A 21,904-nucleotide genomic window follows, 5' to 3' on the forward strand; every position below is an offset into this window, starting at 1 on the left:
TTATTTTTTATCGATATTGAGTTTGGTTAAAGCCAGAAAAAAGTAGATCACACAGACAAAATAAAGAACATCACGTGTATCTATCACTCCACGACTGATACTTTCAAAATGACTTCTCATTCCGATAGACGATAAAAAATCGAAGCCCAAGAAATCAATTTCTTGTAAAGCATCGAAACCGGCAAATAGCAAATAACTCAGGATTACTCCAATTAAAAATGCGATGATCTGGTTACTAGACAGGGTACTTGTAAATAATCCAATTGAAGTAAAAGCAGCGCCCAACAAAACTAAGCCCAAATAGGAGCCAATGGTTGAACCCCAATCTAAATTTCCGACAGGATTACCAAGCTTTAAAATAGAGTAAACATAGACGATGGTTGGCACTAATGCGATGACGATGAGTAAAACTGCACTCGCATATTTTCCCAAAACGATCTGCCAATTGGTAATGGGTTTGGTTTTCAATATTTCGATGGTGCCCAGACGCATTTCATCACTAAAACTGCGCATGGTTACAGCGGGAATCAGAAAAATAAAAAACCAAGGTGTAATAAAAAAGAAGGCATTGAGATCTGCGAAACCTGCTTCGAGGATATTAAAATCACCACGAAAAACCCAGAGAAATAAACCGTTAATCAATAAAAATACGCCAATGACCAAATAAGCAATTGAAGAGGCAAAAAAAGTATTGATTTCTTTTTTAAAAATTGAAAACATTTTTTTCAGTTTAGTGTAAACTTTCGATCTTGTCTATACTCCAAGCTTCGGGTTTATCGCTAAATAAAACTTTTGTATCAGACCAAACCGTTTTAAACAGGTCTGAATTTCTATATTTTTCCAAATCATTTTCCGTTTTCCACCAACTATACGTGAAAAAGATAGATGGATCATTTTTATCGCGAAAAAGTTCAAGTGAAACACAGCCCTCAAAATTTCTGATCTTCATTTTGTTCTTGTGAAAATTTTCTAAAAAAAGATCAATTTTATCGGGTTGAAAGGTCATTTTCACGATTCTGGCAAACATACTTATTTTATTTAAATTTTACCGTAATATTATCTCGGTAATCTAAGCCCAACAAACTTGATGCACCACCAACGGTTCTCTTGTTGCTCCTGTAAATAGATAACTCGAGGTATTTAGAACTATTAAATAAAGCCAAGCTTTTACCGTCGTCTTGTCTTTTGTCCAGGGGAAGAGCAAAATCGACAATATCGTTGTATTTGCTATAGATTTTTTGAAAAGTATGTCTTTTGGCAACGATTTCAAATTCTCTTCCTTTGCCCACACTCTCAAAAATATGTTTTGAGATATTGCTGATGGCATTGCCAAAATTGTCAATATAAATCACGCTACCCATGATTTGATTTTTTTCGGCATTGATGGAAGGTTGCAATTCTTTGATCTGTTTGATCTGGTCTATTTGTTTCCCGATAACTTCCAAAGTACCGCCTCTGGCCAAATGGCAAGCCACTTTCACAAAAAGATCCAGCGTATCACAAAGGATATCGTAATTTTTTTGAATGGTAATCTGAACAATCTTTTCGGGTTTTATTTCAGAGAGTATCATTGAAATAATACCGTTATCACAACAAATAAAATACTGATTATCTAATTGAATGGCTATGGGAACATTTTCCGGACTTACTTCTGCATCTACACCGATGATATGAATTGTGCCACTAGGAAAATTTGTGTAAGCATTTTTGATCACATAGGCGGCTTCAGTAATGCTAAACGGAGTGATGTGATGCGATAAGTCGACAATTTTTACATCGGTCAGTTCTCCGTAAATGGCTCCTTTTACAGCTCCCACATAATGGTCTTTGGTTCCAAAATCAGTAGTAAGCGTAATTAGAGGCATAAAGAAGCTGGATAATTTGAATTTTTGTAATAAAAAAACTGTTTGCTATTTGCAAATCTATGCGTTTTTTCTTGACTTAAAATGCTATTTTTGCATTACAAATCTAATTAAAATAGGCTTGTTTAACCAAGTAATCTCTGATTAATTTTTAATAGAAAAACAACAGCATTTGAACGAAAGATCAATTATACTTGAAGACCTAAATGTCAAGGATTTTTTTGGCATTAGCAATCAGAATTTTAATGAAATCAAGAAGTATTATCCCAAGTTAAAACTTGTCGCAAGAGGAAATAAGGTATATGCTTTTGGTGAAGCAGCGATTCTCGACGAGTTTGAGAAAAACATAGATCGTCTGGTAGTCTATTTTCAAAAATACAATAAACTGGATGCTCATGTGATCGAGCAAATCCTAACAACCAGTAAAACCAAAGATCATAAAAAATCGGATACCATTGTGCATGGTGTAGGAGGAAAGCTGATCAAGGCTCAAACCCCAAATCAGCAAAAAATGGTGGATGAGATCAAAGAAAATGATATGCTTTTTGCAGTTGGTCCTGCCGGTACGGGTAAGACGTATACTGCCGTTGCTTTGGCGGTAAAAGCACTGAAAGAGAAGGAGGTAAGGCGAATTATTCTTACAAGGCCTGCGGTTGAATCAGGTGAAAATCTCGGTTTTTTACCTGGTGATCTCAAAGAAAAATTAGATCCGTATATGCAGCCGCTTTACGATGCTTTGCACGATATGATTCCTCATGAAAGATTGGTGTCTTATTTAGAAAAAGGGGTGATTCAAATTGCGCCTTTGGCTTTTATGCGAGGTAGAACGCTGGATTCGGCTTTTGTAATTTTGGATGAGGCGCAAAATACTACGCATAACCAAATGAAAATGTTCTTGACGAGAATGGGAAGAAATGCAAAGTTCATTATTACCGGTGATCCCGGGCAGATAGATTTGCCCGCTAAGCAAATTTCGGGTTTAAAAGAAGCCATTGTCACACTTAAAGACATTGAAGGAATTTCTTTTGTCACCCTTGATGCAAGAGATATCATTCGCCATAAATTAGTCAGTAAAATTTTGGCAGCGTTTAAAAATTTAGAAACAACCTAACAAATTATAAAAGGATGCAAACCATTAACGATACCCATTTTCAGTTTCCCGGTCAGAAAAATGTTTACAAAGGAAAAGTAAGAGAAGTATATAACATTGCCGATGAGTTGTTGGTGATGATCGCTTCCGATCGCCTTTCTGCCTTTGATGTGGTGATGCCAAAACAAATCCCTTACAAAGGTCAAATCTTAAACCAGATCGCTTTGTTGATGATGGAAGAAACCAAAGATCTCGTACCGAATTGGTTAATGGCAAGTCCGGATCCAAATGTTTCTGTGGGAAAATTGTGTACTCCTTTCAAGGTTGAAATGGTGATAAGAGGTTATTTATCCGGTCATGCCTGGAGAGAATACAAAGCAGGAAAGAGAATGATATGTGGGGTTGCTATGCCTGATGGAATGAAAGAGAATGATCGTTTTCCAGAACCTATAATTACACCGACTACAAAAGCTGACAGTGGTTTGCACGACCAGGATATTTCTAGAGAAGATATTTTAGCCAAAGGTATTGTTGATGAAAAGGATTATCTGGTCTTGGAAGATTATACGAGAAAGCTTTTTAAACGAGGAACAGAGATCGCAAAGAAAAGAGGTTTATTATTGGTAGATACCAAATACGAATTTGGTAAAACAAAGGAGGGTGAGATCGTCTTGATCGATGAGATCCATACCCCTGATTCTTCACGTTATTTTTATGCTGATGGTTACCAGGAAAGACAAGATCAAGGCCTGCCTCAAAAACAATTGTCTAAAGAATTTGTGCGCCAATGGTTGATCGAAAATGGCTTTCAAGGTCTTGAAGGACAAGTAATTCCCGAAATGACTGATGAAAAGATTGAAGAGATCTCAAATCGCTATATCGAATTGTTTGAAAACATTACCGGTCAAAAATTTGAAAAGGCAGATACTACCCATATTTTAGAGAGAATTGAACGAAATGTTCTGGATTATTTAAAAGCCTAGTTTTTTTAAGATTTAGTGGGTAGATGAGACTTCGTAGGTATTTATGAAAATATCGTATAATTTCAATGGTCACGCGATACATTAGCTACGCTGAATCTTCGATGTCGCACGGTAGTGGGGGTGTGGAAAAACTGCAAACTGCCATTCTCGTAAATATAATTGCCAGCATATTCTGTAGTTGTACCGGTACTCACGATATTTTTTTGTTTTACGCCTGTGACATCGTAAATGTATTCTATTTTAGAAATAAATAACATTTGTTTTGCCATTTTAAATGTCAAGGTGTGGTAGTTCAACAATTAACAAATTCAAAACCTGTTACTTTTTCACAAATCAATTTAAAATTCTCCGGATTGTAAAATAATACAGTAAAAAGAAGTGTTATACTAGCAGCAAAATCTATTAAATATAATAATTCAAATATGATTTTTTCTTGAAAACTAATATGACTTTTACCATTCAAACAAATGTGAAAAGTTATCATCGTAGGGGACTTCCTGATAATAAAATGCCAAAAAAAATTAAAAATAATTATTAGGGGTATGGTTAAAATTATAGAAACATAATCAAACATAAAATCAAGTAAGAAAGCCGACATAAAAAAACTAACTGCGAATTCAAACATCACAAATCGGATTTTCTTTAACATTATCATGATAAAGGAGCAAAACTTATTTGCCTAATAATCATTTCACAAAACAATTTCATATCCTTCGTTCGTTTCAAAATTACAAATCGGATCAAATGAATAGGGCTTAACATTGAATCAATCATAAAAAATATAACAAATATAACCTCAGAGAACCTTTTATCTGACATATTTTTAATCTTAAGTTTGACAAACTTCAACAACTTAGATTCTTTTCCATAAAAAAAAACAAAGTAATAGAAAATCAAAAAGCAAATGACCGAATATAAATCGAATGATCGAAATTCTAAACTATCATCAATATAAGAAAGGAAAAAAAACAAAAAATATTTTATTATTGTAAAAACAGGCAATGACAATACCAAAAACAAAATTTTCATAGTTTTCTAATTTTATCATTCACCCCCGCTCCCGCGCGATTGTATCTTGTGGTTATTTCTTATTTTTATACTTTTCTGGTACCTATTAAGCCACTCAATCCCTACCTCACGGTACAAAGCATATAAAAAACAGACCTTCAGGATTTTTAAATTTATAGTTTCTACTCATCGCTTAAAAATATTGTTTTATTCTAAAATTTCTACTATCTAATCGATAATATATATTTATTGCCATGCGAAGGATTAGCTCCGCTAAATTTCATTTAGGTACGCTGAATCTTCGATTTGACTTCGTCGAATCTTCGATGTCGCGCGGTAGCGGGGGGATTAGTTACACTGAATCTTCGATCTGTCTTCTTTGAATTTCATTTCGGGCGAGAACGAGGGGATGAAATTCTGTCAATTCGAGTGAATTTTAAGAATGAAATGAATAAAATTTGTATCGAGAATTAGAATTTAAACTTTTATAGCAGTTCTCGATACGATTTTTCGTCACTCAAAATCACTAGAACTGACAAATCCTCTATTACCACGCGAAGGATTAGCTTCGCTAAATCTCATTTAGCTACGTTGAATCTTCGATTTCGTGTGGTAGCGGGGGAATTCTATTGCTTTAATTTCATCTAACAACTCCTTAATGGGAGTACAAAATTGACACTCAAAGTGGGAAATCCTATTTTCTTTTAAAATCATGATCCAATAAGGAGTATCATAGGTTAATGGAATATCTTTTTCTTTATTAATATCTGCTATATCTATATAAACATCTTTTTTCAAAGTTTTCCCCGAAGAATAGAAAAATCTATCATCTTTATTCATCCATATGAAAACTCTGAATCCTTTGAAATAATCTACGTAGTAATTTAAGTGTGTTTTGTCACCAAAAAATTCCTCACGCACCACTGCTAATATTTCTAGAGTATCAATACCTCTTTTTATGAAATCAATATCATATTTAAGAGAATCTAACATTGAATCATTACAATAAATCTCTAGAAGCTCTTTTGAAGCGTCAGTTAGTTCACCTTTTTTGAATTCTACAATTTCCGTTTTATTTTCTTGGCAACTTGTAAGAACTAAGAAAACCAATAATATCAATCTTTTCATTGCTGTTGAATAAAATCTTTATTATAATGAATATATGTTCCACTTTGAGGGTGGTAAAACCCTCGCTCCCGCGCGATTGTATCTTGTGGCTATTTCTTATTTTTATACTTTTCTGGTACCTATTAAGCCACTCAATCCCTACCTCACGGTACAAAGCATATAAAAAACAGACCTTCAGGATTTTTAAATTTATAGTTTTTACTTCTCGGTTAAAAATATTGTTTATTTTAAAAATACATGCGGCATCTTTATTTTTTTTATCAGCATGCACGGATGAATACATCAGCATCCAGCAAAAGTTTTATCAGCACATTGGCATGTCAAGTTGCGGCATGTTGATACCTTGTAATTTAGTTTCCAAAAAAATGAATTCAGGAAGGAATTGTCATGTGTTAAAACTTAAACAAAATAAAGCCGCCTCAAATTTTGAGGCGGCTTTATTACGATATAAATTGTTTATTTTCTTTTAGGCCTGTACAGTTGCTTTTTCTTGTAAAATATTCAGATCGAGCATGCACTGTTTCATGGTTGCATAGGTTCTTTCAATGTCATTGTCTAAACCGATAGAAAATCTGATCAAACCATTGGTAAGTCCCATGGCTTCTTGTTCTTCAACAGGAATTTCCGATGAGGTTGCCGTACCAGGTGCATTAAACAAGGTTTTGTAAAAACCTAAACTCACAGCCAGATAACCCAAATTTCGTTTTTGCATGAGTTCCATCAGTTCGTCGGCTTTTTCCAATGAGCCAGCGTCAAATGCCAACATTCCACCAAAACCGTATTGCGGATTGTAAAGAGATTTAAACAACGCGTGTTGCGGGTGACTTTTTAATCCGGGATAGATCATTTTGATACCATCCTGCTCGAATTTTTCTGCCAAATACATGGCATTTTCGCTGTGTTTCTTCATACGGATATGCAGCGTCCTCATATTTTTTAACACGCTGGCAGAACGCAAACTATCCATCACAGAGCCCAATAACATACAAGCACCGTCATTCACATTTCTCGTTGCATCGATAAATTCTTTGCTGGCGCAAATGACACCTGCCACCGTATCACTGGTTCCGTTGATGAACTTTGTCAAACTATGGATGACGATATCTGCACCTAAAATCGCAGGAGAAATACTCAAAGGAGAAAAGGTATTGTCTACTACCAACTTGAGATCATATTTTTTAGCAATTTTTGCCAGTGATTTGATATCAGCAACTTCCAATAATGGGTTGCTTACACTTTCGCAATAGATCACTTTTGTATGCTCGTTGATCGCATTTTCAACTTGTTCTAAATTGGTAATGTCTACGAAAGAGGTGTTCATACCAAATTTTGGAGCAAAATTTTTAAAATAAGCATAAGTACCTCCGTATATGGTTCTCGCCGAAATGATATGGTCGCCGGCTTGACAAATTTGCATCAAAGCAGCTGTGATGGCACCCATTCCGGAAGAGGTTACATTGGCCGATTCTGTTCCCTCCATCGCGGCTAGCGCCTGACCTAAATATAGGTTACTAGGACTACTATGGCGAGAATACAAATAACAACCTTCGGTGTTTCCTTCAAAAGTGTCCATCATCGATTTTGCTGCCAAAAAAGTATAGGTAGAAGAGTCTGAAATAGAAGGGTTTACACCACCAAATTCTCCAAAATATTGTAAGTCTTGTATTCTGTCTGCGGGTTTAAAATCTGAAGCCATAGTTATTTATTTTTCTACAAAATTCGTTATAATTAGATAAAATAACAATTATTAATTTATAAAGTAGTTTATAAAACTATAATATTAGTGTAATTAGATAAATATTCTATAAATTTGTGATTTAATAGATGTTTATAGAAAATATTTCATGAAGTTCGATAAGATTGATCAGGAAATTCTTTGGATTTTACAAACCGACAGCAAGACTACTACCAAACAAATGGCACATCAATTGGGTTTGTCGAATACAGCGGTTTATGAGCGTGTTCGAAAATTGGAAAGAACAGGCGTCATCAAACAATATGTGGCATTGGTTGATTTTGAAAAAATTGACAAATCATTTATCGCTTTTTGTCAGATCAAACTGGTGCAGCACCGGCATGACTTGGTAAAGAAATTTGAGAAAGAAGTCTTGCAATTTGATGAGGTGTTGGAATGTTATAATGTGAGTGGTGAATACGACTATATATTGCGTGTTGCGGTAAAAAACATGAAGGCTTACCGTGAATTTTTGAATAACAAACTCACCATGTTGGATTATATAGGAAGTGCCTATTCTACATTTATCATCAATGAGGTGAAAAATTCTGTTCAAATAAGGGTATAAAAAAAGGCCGCTCTTTCGAACAGCCTTCTTTAAATTTATTGACTTACATTGTTCTTTTGGAACTGGTCAAACTTTGTTTCTTCTTGTTTTTTAGGCCAACTGTTGTTTGATTGGTCTATATCAGCGGTTAAATTATTCGGATCGACATTGATCTCTACAATTTCTTTATCAGAGGCTACTAATTTTTTAATCTCTTTGTCATTGAATCTCCAGATTTCAGCAGGATAATATTTCTGTTCTTTTGTACCATCTGCATAAGTAAATTCTGCTAAAATGGGCATCACCAAACCTCCCGGTTTTTCAAATACAATTTCATAGAAAAATTTCGTGTTTTTTAAAGATTGTCTTTCTTCTGCTGAGTAATTCTCATTTAAGAAGTCACTTAAAAATTTATAATCTTTCATCGGATCAACATCCTTTGCCATCTCCTTATTGTACTCCTCACTATCAGGATTGATCAAGAAAAGTGCAGGCAAGAAATCCTCTACTTTCATACCATATCTGGCCGCCATATTTTTAGCTCTTTCCGTTGGTTGATCTGTCACGACATATTTATTCACCTCTTTTACACCGATATCTGTATAATCTGTGGTAAAGAACCAACCTCTCCAAAACCAATCGAGGTCTGTGCCTGAAGCATCTTCCATGGTTCTAAAGAAATCTGCAGGCGTTGGGTGTTTAAATTTCCATCTTTCGGCATAAGTTTTAAAGGCTTTATCGAAAAGTTCATGTCCGAGAATTACTTCTCTCAACATATACAAACCTGCTGCAGGCTTAGAATAAGCGTTAGAGCCACTACTGTAAACGTTGTCGTGTTGCGTCATGATGGGAGCAATTCTACTCTGATCTCCACCCATATATCGCACAACATCTTTAGGAAATCCTCTCGATGGAAAACCCGGTTCAAATTCTTGTTCTGCCAAAAGTTCTGCAAAGGTATTCAGACCTTCATCCATCCAACCCCATTGACGTTCATCTGAATTAACGATCATCGGAAACCAGTTATGGCCAACCTCATGCGTAATTACGCCGATCATTCCATTTCTCGTTCTTTCGGAATAGGTTCCATCTTCATTTGGTCGACCAAAATTCCAACAGATCATAGGGTATTCCATCCCTTGTTGTTTGGCATGCACAGAAATCGCTTTATGGTAAGGGTAATCGAACATCCTTTTAGAATAGCTTTCAACAGTATGAGCAACCACTCTTGTAGAATATTCTTCCCATAATGGATTTCCTTCTTTTGGATATAACGAAATGGCCATCACTTTTTTGTTACCCACTTTTACAGCTTGACCATCTAAAATGTATTTTCTAGAGCTCGCAAAAGCGAAATCACGCACATTATCGGCTTTTAACTTCCATGTTTTGGTTTTCTTCGCAAAAGATTTTTCGCTTTCTTCAGCTTCTGCTTGCGTGACAATCACAACTGGTTTATCGAAAGAGTTTTCTGCTTGCTCATATCTTTTCCATTGCTCTTTGGTGAGCATATCCTTTCTGTTCAATACATAGCCAGTTCCATCTAGAATGTGGTCAGCAGGTGTAGTAATGTTCACCTCATAATTTCCAAAAGGAAGGGCAAATTCACCGGTACCCAAAAATTGTAGTGTTTGCCATCCTTCTACATCATTATAGACTGCCATTCTAGGAAAAAATTGAGCAATAATATAGGTATTGTTACCATCCTTTGGAAAATGTTCAAATCCAGATCTCGATCTGTCTACCGTATGCTCTGGTATGTTATACCACCATTTTATTTTAAAGCTCGTATTGGCTCCAGGTTTTAAGGTAGTTGGCAAATCCACACGCATCATGGTACCATTCACTGTGTAAGGCAGTTTTCCGCCTGTCATATTTTGTACGTAGTCGATTTTAAAACCACCGTCAAAAGGTTTTCCTAAAAAGGATTGGGTAAATTTTTCAGGACTGTAAAAAACCCCCGGTCCGCCTTCTTTCACATCTTGTGTTTTTGCATCGGCAGCTCTGATATTCTGGTCTAATTGAACCCACAAATAATCTAAATCATCCGGTGAGTTGTTGTGATAGGTGATTGTTTCTTCGCCATAGATACGTTGTTTTTCATCTTCCAAAACAATATCCATTTTATAATCAGCCTGTTGCTGATAATATTCATGACCAGGCGCTCCTGATGCCGTTCTGTAGTTGTTTGGCGTAGGCAATTCCTGGTATAATTGTCTGAATTTACTCGTGTTGTAATGTCCTTGTTCTCTTGCGGCAGGCTTCTCTTCCTGTGCAAATCCCGAAAGAGCTAAAATTCCACTTAATAATGTTAAAAATAACGTTTTTCTCATTTTGTATTTTTTTCCTTTAAATCCGTCGCCAATATAGGATAATTCCGTTTTTTTAAAGGTTCTTATTTTAGTATTTTAACATTTCTTTATCATTTCTCTTTGTCAAGATAAATGTATTGCGTTTGTCGTTGATATTCAGCTGGATATAATTTTCCTGATCTTCATATTGTTCAAATAATATACTATTTGTAACTTCTATTACATCCACAGCATTGATTTTCTCGGCGATCAAGTAAAAATAGACCACATCGTTTTCATATTCTTTGCCTAAATAGCGGGTTGAAATAGTTTTACCATTTATTTTAATCTGAAATTTTTGAGCGATGTATAATTCCAGAAATTTATCCGTATCAAGAGGTTCTTTTACGGTCGACAATTCAAATTCTTTATTGAAGCGTTGATTTAAGGCTAGTTCAATATCATCAATAAAAAAGCGCATCGAGATCTGCAATTCCTGTTTTTGTTCTGCAAATTTGATCTCTGTTACGCTCACATAATACTTATGCACAGTAAAAGACAAGAAAAAAAGAGAAACCAGGATAAAAATAGATTTGGAAAACCTCATATTGAATATTTGTTAACTTCGTAAAAAATGCAAATCTAAACCAATTAAAGAAAACCCAATTGAAAGCCTACCAAGAAATTATCCCGCATTACCAAAGCGATCTGATTTTATACAATGCCATCCTTTCATCCGGTTTGCGCATTACTCCATCCATTGAGACCGACATTTATCAATCCTTATTACGATCAATTGTTTCGCAGCAATTATCAGGTAAAGTAGCCGATGTCATCTGGAAGCGTTTTTTAGATTTGTTTGACCTTTATCCTGAGCCAGAAAAATTACTTAATAACGATTTAATTGAATTACGCAATGCCGGTTTATCTTTCAATAAGGCGAGGTATTTGCAGAATGTAGCTGAATTTTCTTTGCAAAACGATCTGTCTTTTGAGAAGTTGATCTTGTTGTCTGATTTAGAAATTATCGATTTATTGACGCAGATCAAAGGAGTAGGAAAGTGGACGGCTCAAATGATCTTGATGTTTCCTTTAGACCGACCTGATGTGTTTCCTATCGACGATTTAGGGATACAACAAGGTATAAAAAGACTCTATCAATTAGATGAAGAAAAAACCGAATTGAAGAAAAAAATGATCGAGATTTCTGAGTGTTGGCGACCCTATAGAAGTTTGGCCAGCAAGTACATTTGGAAAATTTAATCGAAACTTTTACTGCAATCTTCCAGGGTAGAAATGAGTTCGCTAAATGCTTCTTTTCTATACAATTGTGCGATGTTTCTTTGCTGACAGACATTTAAAAATTCTGTTATTCTATCTTCCTGGATTCCGAGTAAAGAGATAAAATATTTTTCTGAAAAATAAATTTGGATCAAGTCTAACACTTCATCATCACTCACAGCAGATTGCATTTGTTTTAGCGCTTTAGAATCGCCTGATAGAATTCCGTATAACTTATCTATATTCCCTCCTTTATTGTAATAATTTACTTTTCTTTCTATTGGAGTTAATATACGGGCGTCATTATTTGGCAAGGCCAAGGTTTTAGCGCTAACTTTAACGGCGGGGGTATCCGTTACGATCAATAACTCTTTGTTTTTTACAAAAACTTCTTGTAAAATTTCAACTTTGATGTTTAGATTGATTGTAATTACTTGATCTGAAATATTCTTTTGGGTGACGATAATTTCATTTTTATCAAAAATAAGGCTCGAAATTAAGAGCGTATCTGATGCTTTGGCTTCAATTTCGAAGTGCCCCAAAGCATCGCTCAAGGTGCCTCTTCTGCTCGTAAGATTGATGATATGAATATCTTCTGTTGATTGCTCTTCATTGATTAACTCACCTCTTAAAACAATGCGCTCTTCCTGTGCATTTGAGGTAAATGCGATGAAAAGAAGAAAACAAAATAGAATTAATTTTTTTAGCACGATTTATTCATTTTGAACAGCTTCCAAGAAATAGCCTTTTTCTCTTATGAACACATCAGTGAGTTCGAGGTATCTTTGTTCTTCAAACAAATAGGAAACATTAAACTTTTTGCAATGTAGTAAAAATGGATTAATCCATTCTTTAGGGATCTTTAATATTTCTGTAAAAAAGCTTTCTCCAAAATGTTCTTGTATTTCCTCACAAATCAAGAAATATCGATCTCGCTCCATGTCTTCCTGTATATATTGATTTAGTTTTCTATGTTTTTTTCTGTTGCCACTAATGATATTATAGAGATCGCTGATTCCACCTTTTTGGCCCAACAGGGCTCCGAGAACTACAAGGGGTGTGCTCGCCTGACTGTATTGATTCAATTGTCGTTCTAATTTTGTCAGAGGTTCTTTTCCGGCATTGGGTAGGTTGAGCGCACCGGCCATATTATTTGTTTTTTTTAAAAGTACCTCCTCTAATTCGATGCGTCTGGGAGTTAATCTGAACAAGGTTGTTGTATTTTTTATATCTTCTTTAGAAAGCACCCAACTTTTATCGTAGTACGCCAGATTTGAAATGATAATTGTGTCAGACACTTTTGCCCAAATGGTAAAAACACCCTGATCATCTGTGGATGTTCCTCTTTTCGAACTCAGGTTAATGACATGGGCATCTGTAATGCGGATCGAATCTGCATGCACTAAACCCCTCAAAACAACTCTGTCGTTTTGAGCATTTGCCAGACCTGTCAATAATAAAATGAGAAGGGTAAGTTTTTTCATCGACCGTAAAAATAAAGAGAAGGATATAAAATCTGTCTAATAAACTTTTGTTAAATTGAACAATAAATAATTTATATGAAAAAAATGATCATCGCCAGTACTTCCACTATATATGGAGGTCAATATTTAGGGTATTTGCTGCCAGAATTAATCCATTTTTTTAAATCGGTAAATGAAATTCTTTTTATTCCTTATGCCAGACCTGGAGGGATTGCTATCGATGATTATACATTTAAAGCGCAAGAAGCATTTTCAAAATTAGGCAAACAACTCAGTGGGATACATGAATTTGAAGACCCAAGAAATGCCATTTGCAATGCCGATGCAATTTTTACAGGCGGTGGTAATACATTTCTATTGGTAAAAACATTACACGATTTAGACTTGATGAACGTTTTGTCTGACAGCATTAAATCTGGAACACCATATTTAGGTACAAGTGCCGGAAGTAACATAACCGGTCCTTCCATGCAAACGACCAATGATATGCCTATTGTTTATCCGCCTAGTTTTACAACTTTGAATTGTATTCCTTATCAGATCAATCCGCATTATGTGGACCCTGACCCAAATTCAAAACATCAGGGAGAAACCAGAGAAACCAGGATAAAGGAATACCATACGCTCAATGATTCGCCCGTGGTTGGGCTGAGAGAAGGAAGTTGGTTAGAAGTGATTGGTGAAAAAATTGTTTTAAAAGGTGATTTGAAAGCGAGAATTTTTAGAAAGGATGAGCCTACAATTGAAATAGAATCAGGAACCTTTTTATGAATTTTGATCCAACTCATTGATTTTGATTCTCATGACCGTAGCGATGGATAAGGCCCTTGTTTTTAAGATATGACAATTATCGCCTTGAAAATTTTTATCTATAGCGGCAGATAAATGGTTGAGCCAAGTGTCGAAATGCTCCGGTTTCATTGGGTGTCCTCTGTGGAGCATCAAATGGGACGCCATAGCATTGCGTTGGTAAGTTCCAGAGTAAAAAACGATATTGTCCCAGAAATCGACTAAAATATCCAGGTGTTCTGCCAAGGTTTTTGGGTCTCTAAATTTTTCAAAAAAATGATTGATCTTTTTGTCAGACAACAGTTTCTCATAAAACAACTCAACGATCACTTTGAGATCTGTCCGATTCTGTATGTCTCTCATGCTACAAATAATTGGGATTAAAGGCAAAGGGCAAAAGTTGATTGATGCTTTCAACTTTAATAATTTTACCTGATTCGCCTGAGAAGTAGATTGTTATAGGCTTCTTTTGACGGAATTCATATTCCAAAAGCGTTTGTCGGCAACCGCCGCAAGGAGGTATCGGTTCGGTAATTTTATGATTTAAAGATTTCGCAACGATAAAAACAGATTTAATTTCTAATTCAGGAAATTCGGACATGGCTTTCCAAACAGCTACTCTTTCTGCGCACATTCCCGAAGGATAGGCAGCGTTTTCCTGGTTATTACCTGTAATGATTTTGCCATTTTCTAATAGGACAGACGCGCCAACTAAAAATTTTGAATAAGGCGCATAGGCTTTGTCACGTGCCGATTCGGCTATACTGAGCAATTCTTTTTCCTGTTCGTTCAAAGATAAACGATCTTCTATTTCGATAAATTTAATTTGATGTTCAAGATCTTTCATTAATAGTTGTCATAAAGATCACCTAAATTAAAGGTCAATGAAAAACGTAACGTATTTTCAAGCGGATTATTTACATCCGATGTATTTACCAAATAGGAGATGTCTAACATACTACTTCTGAATTTAAAACCAGCTCCCAAAGTAAAATACTGTCTGCCACCTTTCATTTCATTTTCATGGAAATATCCTGCTCTCAAAGCAAGCGTATTATTGTACATGTACTCGGCACCCAAAGACCAAATAATTTCATTCATTTCTTCAGAAAATCCATCAGGAGCATCATAAAAAGACTGAACCATTCCTTCAAGAAAATTCACATTATCGTCTTTTCCGGCAATAATTTCTCCTGTTTGTCTATCAATAATTGGAGGAGTGGGAACAAGCAACTTATTTAATTCTAAAGTTGTTGTAATAGAATTGACATTGTCTAAAATAAATTCAAATCCACCTCCTAATTTTAAATTGGTTGGGATAAAACTCTCATCGCCACTACCGGTTAATTGTACTTTAGGACCAATATTGGAGATGTTCCAACCTGCCCTCCAGCGACCGTTAAAATTATTGTAGTACTTTTCTTCGGTCTGATAAAAACCATTGATATCCACGGAAAAAGTATTCACCCTATTCAAATCTGAGTTTTCAACCCGTAGGGCGTAATCAGATCGGATATACCTGAGCACAACTCCCATGGAAAACTCTTCACTTAATTTGAGCGCATATGCACCGGCCAAGGCAAATTCATTCGGATTCTCAGATCCAATGATTTGTCCCGTATCATCGGTTAAATCAATTGTGCCTAAAGAAAAGTAAGTTAAACTTGTCGCCCATGCACTTCTTTCATTTAATCGTTGACTAAAATTTAAATTCCCCACAAAAACGTCGTTGGTGAGGTTTCGAAGCCAAGGAGTATAGTTAAGACCAATGGTATATTGTGCTTGAGAAAAAGCGAATTTCGCCGCGTTGTATTGCAATGAGTTGGCATCTGCTGAGGTTGCTCCTCCCATATCTGCCAAACCACCGGCACGTGCATCTGGTGCTACTAATAAAAAGGGTGCTGCTGTAGTAATAGGATTAGGTTCGTCTTGAGCATAAAGATTGAAGGATAGTAAGGTGATTAGTAGTAGAGCGCTTAATGATTTCATCTAAGAATTGTTACAAGGGTTTCAGGCTATAAAATTACCAATTTTTCTATTTTTTCTGCAGTAAGGTTTGATAATGGGACTGTTACCTTTAATTTATAAATATACACACCTTTTCCGATTTTATTTCCAAAATCATCTAATCCGTCCCAATTTATCTCCCTCGATAAATTACCATTTGTCTGAATACTCGATTGCAAGGTTTTGATCAATTTACCGGAAATGGTAAAAATTTGCACTTGTGATTCGAGTAACTGATTGGGCTTGTTGTGATTAAACCAAAATTCAGTATAATTTACAAAGGGGTTGGGATAGTTTAGCACATTACTTAAAACTAATCCACTATCGTCTACTACAACAAAATTTAACGCAGATTCGGATAGATTATTGTATGTATCCCAACATTTAAATAAAATAGTATGAACGCCGGGTTCTAAATCTGATAATTTATATCTCACCTCACCCCTGGTAAAATCATCAAGTTCTGTTTTATAATAGTCGTTTAGCACAATGGGATTGGCTTCATCATTGTCTAAAATAGCAATGATATCGTGATCAACCGCCGTTATGGAAGTATTAATGCCCGAAGCATCAAATAAATTTGCGATAAGCACAGGCGAACTGTCCGTATTTCCTCCTTCCACGAAATACTCATCATTCAAAAAAAGTTTTATCTCTGGACCAAGGTTATCTTCTTCCGCATTTTCATTCAAACCCCCAATCAATATCTCATTGTTCAGTCCGGCAAATTCTAAGGCTGAATTATTCGCATAGAAACTGAATTTTGCTTTTCCAAAAGCAATACGGATATCTCTGGGAACAACGAAAGTAAGTTCAAATTTTCCATTGGACACTGTAGCCCGACCTCTGAAAATCTTACTTTCAACTGAAGTAAATTCCATTTTTCGTCCGAAATTATCATTGTCTAAGGTTGTCTTATCCAATGGTTTGTCGAATATAGTTGTGCTAATTTCTCCATTAAAGTCATCTAGAATCTGATTGTTGCTATTGGTAATCCATCCTTCAATTTTAATTTTAGAAAGTGCTTTAAGGGTATCTTTCGATTGAGTTATATCTATGCCATTCAGTTTGCTGATTTGCACATTGGGTTGGGCTCTACCTAATTGAATAGCAGGATCACCAAAATGATAGACAAAGAATTTCTGAGTGCTAAAATTTTGATTTTTCGTTTGCATTAATGCCTCGGCCATAGACTGCCGATTGTCGAGGTTTAATAAGTTTTTGATCAAACTTCTATTAAAAATTTGTCCGGTGCTGATAAAAATTTCGCGGGTGGTTGTTATCATGGCTGACGAGCCCCCATTTTGACTCCAGAAAACATACTCACCTGCCGAGGGACGCAAAGGATTGTCGAATCTAGAAAACTCGCAGGTAACTGTAATCATCAGAGGAAAATAAGGAGTGTTTGTCCAATTTTGAATTTGAGGGACTTCCAGTATGCGTTCGTTTGCCCATCCATCAACACCCCCATGACCAAAATAATCGACTAAAAGTGTTCCGGCGTTAATTGCATTGTCAATGGCTAAGTTTACACTTGGATATCTTTCGCCACCAGCCGAGGTTTCCTGTTGATAGGCATCTGCATATATTTTTTTGATATTAAAAACCGGATGATTTTGCTCTATATCCTGGGCTATTTGATCTACTGCCTGTTGAAGCACAAATTCGGATGGGTCATCAGGGTCATCAGCAACCATTGTTATCTCATTACGCCAATCTCCAAAAGAATTATTTTCAAAGGTTAAAATTTTATCTATAGCTGCTTTTGCTTCTATTAAATTAGAGACTGGAATTCGACCAGTTGCAACCTCTTGCTGATCTGAACCGGAAAGAAGTCCTGCGTTACCTGCCATCATGCCAAAATAATCATCGGTCACATATCCTCTGGCTAAATCAAAACTTTCATAAGATTGAAATGCCGGGACAATATTGTTGTTTTGATCAATTCCGTCTTTAAAGTCAAAAGAAGCATCTCCAAAGAGGCATAAATATTTAATTCGGGTAGTGGTCGAACTTGCATTGTCATAAAGGAATTTAACAAAATCTCGAATGGCGGTCACATCCGGTGCGCCGGAACTAAATTCGTTATAAACATGCTCAATATCTACCAAGGCGGTGGTTAAACCTTTTTTTTGATGATAATCTGTAAGCCTTTTCGCTTCTGATATCAATGTTTTATCAGTAATCAAAACATATTGCACATCTTTGAGTGAATGGAGATTTTGATTTGCAACTTTACTGTTTTCGGGGATAGTCGGCGTGTAAAAATCAGAATCGTTCAACACAATAAAAGCACTATTTTCACCGCCTCTTGCTTGAAATTTAAAAGTGTTATCGGTAGAATTATCTTTAATTTCTATGGGGTTGTATGGGTCAGAAATGTCCCATAACTCGTCTATGTTCTGTTTACCATCGATTGTAAACTCATAACCATTGTTTTCTGTAACCTGAGTATTTCTAAAAATAAATTGATTTCCATTGGCCACTAGTTTTTTAGTACCAATAATTTCGATGTAATCTAAGAAACCTCGGGCGGAAGGATTACCATTGTTGTTAAAATTAACATCTATTTTTAAACTGGTATTGGGTGCTGGAATTAATTGAATTCCTTCAGCCGTACTTGCCAATCGAAGAGAATTGTTTGAGACTGGCGCAAAACTAAGGTCAATGGTTTGGACTCCATTTACAGAAAGACTCATCTGAGATGATGTACTGGAAATCGTAACACCTCGAAATCTGACCCATAGATCTTCATTTGCTGCCATATTCTCAAAAGGAAGGTTTAAACTCAGGCTATTGGAAAAGCTAAGATCTTCACCGAGCCATTGTTGACCATTGGCGAATAAATTGCGTTCGTCTAATTCATGGACATAAAAATCATGATAGGTGTTTATTGAGATAGGGTTTGGGATTTCTACTTGCTCTTTTTCTCCTATTCTCAAACCATTACCTTGATCTACTGTAATAAAATAATAGGACAGGTCAGAATAAATATGATTCACATGGTTGCTGTTTTGTAGTATCTTTTCGATATTCCAGCTCTCAGGTCCTTGACCGAAAAAAAGGATATAGTCGTTATTATCAAATCGCCCATCTTCTCCACCTACTACTTTAATCGCATTTTCTATTAAGTCTGCTGGTCTTGCAATGCTGTTGGCTTGGGGAAGCAGTTTCCCGCCATTTCCAAATATTCTAATATTGTTAGGATTTATATTCTGGGTACTAATCCCGAGTTTATTCAAAAAATCTCTATCGAGTTTAAAAACTCCACTCGTATCAATTGAGAATTTATACCAAGTTCCTTGGGAAAGCACGGAATTTGATACCACTGACTTATTAAGGTTGTTTCGACTTTGATTGTTCTGTGCAGGAGTTTGTTTGTAGGAGAATGAAATGATCTTTCTAATAGCACCATTTTCTCTATAAATTGGTATAACAGAAATTCTGTCAACCCATTGTTTGTTGTGATACGTTTTATGATGTGTAATTTGAGGTTGACTAGGAATAAAGGCTAAACTATTCTGTGGAAGTTCATTTTTTAGGAATATTTGCGTTTTGATGTCTATAAAATCATAAGTATAACTTTGGTTTAAATCAGATATAGGTATATCGGTACTAAAAACAGGTAAAAGATTTTCATTAAAAATTTCATTCTCCAAGGTAGGAATCGTAACTTGCACCCCTGATTTAATAACTACTTGGGTAGTCTTCCAATGAAGGTTAACCACATTGTTTTCAGTATTTTGTGCAATCATTTTACAAGACATGAGTAATGTAAAAATCATCAAGAAGAATTTGATTTGAGGCATAAAAATTGCGGCTAAATACTAAAGTTCAATGAAAATACAACATTAAACATAATAAAGAAAAAAAACAATCGTTATACTTGAACCGTTCCTAATTTTCCGAACGGCAGTAATTGACGAGAAAATTTTAAAATCATTTGCTCTACATTGTAATCAAACAAAAAATTATGAAAAAGTTTAGCAGTAACAAATTATTAATCATTCTTCTATCTGCGGTTGCTCTTACGAGTTGTAATAAAAGCAGTAAGGGTGTTTCTACCTTAACAGGATGGGAATACAACGATCCGAAATATGGAGGATTTGAGACAAATCCTAGTTTTAGGGAAACTCCACCACCACCGGGGATGGTATTAATTGAAGGAGGAACATTCACGATGGGGTCTGTTCAAGACGATGTGATGTTTGACTGGAATACAACTCCGGTGAAGCAGCAGGTGCGTTCATTTTATATGGATGTGGCCGAAGTAACAAATCGCGAGTATGTATTGTACCTTCAATATTTAGAAAAGGTTTTCCCACCATCAGATGATACTTACAGAAAAATCTATCAAGCAGCTTTGCCAGATACATTGGTATGGAGGAATACATTAGGGTATAACGAATTGTTAACAGAGAACTATTTGCGTCACCCTGCTTATGCAGATTATCCGGTTGTAGGTGTTTCTTGGAGACAAGCTACTGAATATTGTAAATGGAGAACCGACCGTGTAAATGAAAAAATATTGATAGAGAAAGGTGTTTTACATACCCTTTTTGATCATGATTCATTAAAAGTTGAAGGAGCAAATCGATTTGATACAGAAACATATCTAGCAAACCCGAATTTATTATTTGACGGAGATTCAAGTATTTACTATAAAGGAATTAAGGATTATTCAAAAAAATCTGGGGAGAAACCTAAAGGTTCGTTTACAGGAAGACATGTAAAAATATCTGATGGTATTCTTGCTCAAAGATTTAGATTGCCTACAGAGGCAGAATGGGAATACGCTGCAAAAGCAGAAGTAGAAAACAGAGAGTACAATTCAATTAGAGGTCGCAAGAAATATTCGTGGGATGGTAATACCACAAGAGAGGATTCAAGAAGATATCAAGGAGATCAGTTGGCTAACTTCAAACAAGGAAAGGGAGATTATAGTGGGCTAGCCGGTTGGAGTAATGATGGTGCTGATATTACAATGCGAATTAAATCTTATAAGCCCAATGCGTTTGGACTATATGATATGTCAGGTAACGTAGCAGAATGGGTAGCTGATGTTTACCGTCCAATTATTGATAACGATGCTAATGACTTTAGCTATTTTAGAGGAAATGTTTTCGAGAAAAAGAAAATAGATGAATTTGGAAATGTAGTTGTGGTAGATTATAATTCTGTTGAATTTGACACACTAGACAACGGAAAATTAGTACCCAAAGATTTACCAGGCTCGATTAAATATGTTCCTATTACGAAAAGAGATGCTTTTATGCGTAGAAATTACGAGAAAGCTTACAATATTGACAGCAGAGATGGAGATTTAGCTTCGACGAATAAATTCCAGATGATGGATGATGAAATGGACGATGATATCAAACCAAGAATGTACAATTCACCAGAAATTCCAAGACAAATTGGAGAGAGCGGTTTAATCATTCAGCAGTATGATACCAAGACAAGACACACTCTGATTAGTGATCAAACTAGAGTTTACAAAGGAGGTTCCTGGAAAGACAGAGCATTTTGGTTAGATCCATCTCAAAGAAGATATTTGCCAGAGTATATGGCTACAAATTATATCGGTTTCAGATGTGCTACGGATAAATTAGGACAGATGTCTTACTCAAAAAGAAGAAAAGAAGGAAGAAAAGTAAAATAATTTAAATTAATTCATAAAAGAAAAACTCAATATCGGA

General features: G+C 35.6%; 19 protein-coding genes. 6 read left to right on the top strand and 13 right to left on the bottom strand.

Annotated features, from left to right (window positions below; all coding sequences use genetic code 11):
- Genes gldF through ACFQ39_RS14680 form a run of 3 tightly spaced genes read right to left on the bottom strand, consistent with a single transcriptional unit; the run spans position 1 to position 1,865 of the window.
- The gene (gldF, locus tag ACFQ39_RS14670; RefSeq protein ID WP_377180330.1) at positions 1 to 720 is read right to left on the bottom strand and encodes a gliding motility-associated ABC transporter permease subunit GldF; all 720 of its coding nucleotides are present in this window, start codon (positions 718 to 720) and stop codon (positions 1 to 3) included.
- A gap of 10 nt (positions 721 to 730) precedes the next feature.
- A complete protein-coding gene (locus tag ACFQ39_RS14675) occupies positions 731 to 1,027 on the bottom strand; it encodes a putative quinol monooxygenase (RefSeq protein ID WP_377180332.1) in 297 nt (98 codons plus the stop codon).
- A gap of 7 nt (positions 1,028 to 1,034) precedes the next feature.
- On the bottom strand, positions 1,035 to 1,865 hold the full coding sequence (locus ACFQ39_RS14680; RefSeq protein WP_377180334.1) for an SAM hydrolase/SAM-dependent halogenase family protein: 831 nt from the start codon (positions 1,863 to 1,865) through the stop codon (positions 1,035 to 1,037).
- 169 nt (positions 1,866 to 2,034) lie between these two features.
- Between ACFQ39_RS14680 and ACFQ39_RS14685 the strand changes: the two genes are divergently transcribed.
- Together ACFQ39_RS14685 and ACFQ39_RS14690 are read left to right on the top strand one after the other, a co-directional pair.
- Positions 2,035 to 2,973 (top strand): PhoH family protein, encoded by a 939-nt coding sequence (locus ACFQ39_RS14685; RefSeq protein WP_377180336.1) that lies wholly within the window; start codon positions 2,035 to 2,037, stop codon positions 2,971 to 2,973.
- 14 nt (positions 2,974 to 2,987) lie between these two features.
- Positions 2,988 to 3,935, top strand: coding sequence for a phosphoribosylaminoimidazolesuccinocarboxamide synthase (locus tag ACFQ39_RS14690; protein WP_377180338.1), 948 nt, complete (start codon positions 2,988 to 2,990; stop codon positions 3,933 to 3,935).
- 1,590 nt (positions 3,936 to 5,525) lie between these two features.
- Here ACFQ39_RS14690 and ACFQ39_RS14695 read toward each other — a convergent pair.
- Positions 5,526 to 6,071 (bottom strand): hypothetical protein, encoded by a 546-nt coding sequence (locus tag ACFQ39_RS14695; protein WP_377180340.1) that lies wholly within the window; start codon positions 6,069 to 6,071, stop codon positions 5,526 to 5,528.
- Between the two features lie 466 nt (positions 6,072 to 6,537).
- A complete protein-coding gene (locus ACFQ39_RS14700) occupies positions 6,538 to 7,767 on the bottom strand; it encodes an aminotransferase class I/II-fold pyridoxal phosphate-dependent enzyme (RefSeq protein ID WP_377180342.1) in 1,230 nt (409 codons plus the stop codon).
- A gap of 148 nt (positions 7,768 to 7,915) precedes the next feature.
- On the opposite strand from ACFQ39_RS14700, the gene ACFQ39_RS14705 reads away from it, so the two are divergent.
- Positions 7,916 to 8,374 carry an Lrp/AsnC family transcriptional regulator gene (locus ACFQ39_RS14705; RefSeq protein WP_377180344.1) on the top strand — a complete coding sequence of 153 codons (459 nt, stop codon included), beginning with the start codon at positions 7,916 to 7,918 and terminating at the stop codon, positions 8,372 to 8,374.
- Positions 8,375 to 8,409: 35 nt separating this feature from the next.
- Here the strand turns inward: ACFQ39_RS14705 and ACFQ39_RS14710 are convergent, their stop codons facing one another.
- Together ACFQ39_RS14710 and ACFQ39_RS14715 are read right to left on the bottom strand one after the other, a co-directional pair.
- Positions 8,410 to 10,686: a M1 family metallopeptidase gene (locus ACFQ39_RS14710; RefSeq protein WP_377180346.1), complete on the bottom strand. Its 2,277-nt coding sequence runs from the start codon at positions 10,684 to 10,686 to the stop codon at positions 8,410 to 8,412.
- Between the two features lie 67 nt (positions 10,687 to 10,753).
- Positions 10,754 to 11,251, bottom strand: coding sequence for a DUF6702 family protein (locus ACFQ39_RS14715; RefSeq protein ID WP_377180348.1), 498 nt, complete (start codon positions 11,249 to 11,251; stop codon positions 10,754 to 10,756).
- A 59-nt stretch (positions 11,252 to 11,310) separates the two neighbouring features.
- Between ACFQ39_RS14715 and ACFQ39_RS14720 the strand changes: the two genes are divergently transcribed.
- Positions 11,311 to 11,907, top strand: a complete 597-nt coding sequence (locus tag ACFQ39_RS14720; RefSeq protein WP_377180350.1) for a DNA-3-methyladenine glycosylase family protein — start codon at positions 11,311 to 11,313, stop codon at positions 11,905 to 11,907.
- Here ACFQ39_RS14720 and ACFQ39_RS14725 read toward each other — a convergent pair.
- Positions 11,904 to 12,635 carry a hypothetical protein gene (locus tag ACFQ39_RS14725; RefSeq protein ID WP_377180352.1) on the bottom strand — a complete coding sequence of 244 codons (732 nt, stop codon included), beginning with the start codon at positions 12,633 to 12,635 and terminating at the stop codon, positions 11,904 to 11,906. The genes ACFQ39_RS14720 and ACFQ39_RS14725 overlap by 4 nt on opposite strands.
- A gap of 3 nt (positions 12,636 to 12,638) precedes the next feature.
- Complete coding sequence (locus tag ACFQ39_RS14730; RefSeq protein ID WP_377180354.1) at positions 12,639 to 13,409, bottom strand: hypothetical protein; 771 nt, start codon at positions 13,407 to 13,409, stop codon at positions 12,639 to 12,641.
- A gap of 75 nt (positions 13,410 to 13,484) precedes the next feature.
- Between ACFQ39_RS14730 and pepE the strand changes: the two genes are divergently transcribed.
- A complete protein-coding gene (pepE, locus tag ACFQ39_RS14735; RefSeq protein ID WP_377180355.1) occupies positions 13,485 to 14,180 on the top strand; it encodes a dipeptidase PepE in 696 nt (231 codons plus the stop codon).
- Here pepE and ACFQ39_RS14740 read toward each other — a convergent pair.
- From ACFQ39_RS14740 to porU, 4 genes are read right to left on the bottom strand one after another with little or no spacing between them, the layout of a single operon-like run.
- Positions 14,175 to 14,561 (bottom strand): group III truncated hemoglobin, encoded by a 387-nt coding sequence (locus ACFQ39_RS14740; protein ID WP_377180356.1) that lies wholly within the window; start codon positions 14,559 to 14,561, stop codon positions 14,175 to 14,177. The genes pepE and ACFQ39_RS14740 overlap by 6 nt on opposite strands.
- 1 nt (position 14,562) lies before the next feature.
- Positions 14,563 to 15,045: a cytidine deaminase gene (gene cdd, locus ACFQ39_RS14745; RefSeq protein WP_377180358.1), complete on the bottom strand. Its 483-nt coding sequence runs from the start codon at positions 15,043 to 15,045 to the stop codon at positions 14,563 to 14,565.
- Positions 15,045 to 16,187, bottom strand: a complete 1,143-nt coding sequence (gene porV / locus ACFQ39_RS14750) for a type IX secretion system outer membrane channel protein PorV (RefSeq protein ID WP_377180360.1) — start codon at positions 16,185 to 16,187, stop codon at positions 15,045 to 15,047. Before porV ends, cdd begins: the two co-directional genes overlap by 1 nt.
- A gap of 26 nt (positions 16,188 to 16,213) precedes the next feature.
- Positions 16,214 to 19,990 carry a type IX secretion system sortase PorU gene (porU, locus tag ACFQ39_RS14755; protein WP_377180362.1) on the bottom strand — a complete coding sequence of 1,259 codons (3,777 nt, stop codon included), beginning with the start codon at positions 19,988 to 19,990 and terminating at the stop codon, positions 16,214 to 16,216.
- Between the two features lie 188 nt (positions 19,991 to 20,178).
- On the opposite strand from porU, the gene gldJ reads away from it, so the two are divergent.
- Positions 20,179 to 21,867, top strand: coding sequence for a gliding motility lipoprotein GldJ (gene gldJ, locus ACFQ39_RS14760; RefSeq protein WP_377180364.1), 1,689 nt, complete (start codon positions 20,179 to 20,181; stop codon positions 21,865 to 21,867).
- Positions 21,868 to 21,904 lie beyond the last annotated feature (37 nt).

Origin of the sequence: Namhaeicola litoreus (assembly GCF_042679565.1) — a bacterium.
Taxonomy (GTDB): domain Bacteria; phylum Bacteroidota; class Bacteroidia; order Flavobacteriales; family Flavobacteriaceae; genus Namhaeicola; species Namhaeicola litoreus.

Bases quoted from the DNA above. Each gene is read 5' to 3' on its own strand.
- ACFQ39_RS14700 (WP_377180342.1), bottom strand. From the start codon at position 7,767: ATGGCTTCAGATTTTAAACCCGCAGACAGAATACAAGACTTACAATAT.
- ACFQ39_RS14740 (WP_377180356.1), bottom strand. From the start codon at position 14,561: ATGAGAGACATACAGAATCGGACAGATCTCAAAGTGATCGTTGAGTTG.
- gldJ (WP_377180364.1), top strand. From the start codon at position 20,179: ATGAAAAAGTTTAGCAGTAACAAATTATTAATCATTCTTCTATCTGCG.
- ACFQ39_RS14705 (WP_377180344.1), top strand. From the start codon at position 7,916: ATGAAGTTCGATAAGATTGATCAGGAAATTCTTTGGATTTTACAAACC.
- porV (WP_377180360.1), bottom strand. From the start codon at position 16,187: ATGAAATCATTAAGCGCTCTACTACTAATCACCTTACTATCCTTCAAT.
- ACFQ39_RS14695 (WP_377180340.1), bottom strand. From the start codon at position 6,071: ATGAAAAGATTGATATTATTGGTTTTCTTAGTTCTTACAAGTTGCCAA.
- ACFQ39_RS14710 (WP_377180346.1), bottom strand. From the start codon at position 10,686: ATGAGAAAAACGTTATTTTTAACATTATTAAGTGGAATTTTAGCTCTT.
- gldF (WP_377180330.1), bottom strand. From the start codon at position 720: ATGTTTTCAATTTTTAAAAAAGAAATCAATACTTTTTTTGCCTCTTCA.
- cdd (WP_377180358.1), bottom strand. From the start codon at position 15,045: ATGAAAGATCTTGAACATCAAATTAAATTTATCGAAATAGAAGATCGT.
- pepE (WP_377180355.1), top strand. From the start codon at position 13,485: ATGAAAAAAATGATCATCGCCAGTACTTCCACTATATATGGAGGTCAA.
- porU (WP_377180362.1), bottom strand. From the start codon at position 19,990: ATGATTTTTACATTACTCATGTCTTGTAAAATGATTGCACAAAATACT.
- ACFQ39_RS14690 (WP_377180338.1), top strand. From the start codon at position 2,988: ATGCAAACCATTAACGATACCCATTTTCAGTTTCCCGGTCAGAAAAAT.
- ACFQ39_RS14730 (WP_377180354.1), bottom strand. From the start codon at position 13,409: ATGAAAAAACTTACCCTTCTCATTTTATTATTGACAGGTCTGGCAAAT.
- ACFQ39_RS14715 (WP_377180348.1), bottom strand. From the start codon at position 11,251: ATGAGGTTTTCCAAATCTATTTTTATCCTGGTTTCTCTTTTTTTCTTG.
- ACFQ39_RS14675 (WP_377180332.1), bottom strand. From the start codon at position 1,027: ATGTTTGCCAGAATCGTGAAAATGACCTTTCAACCCGATAAAATTGAT.
- ACFQ39_RS14680 (WP_377180334.1), bottom strand. From the start codon at position 1,865: ATGCCTCTAATTACGCTTACTACTGATTTTGGAACCAAAGACCATTAT.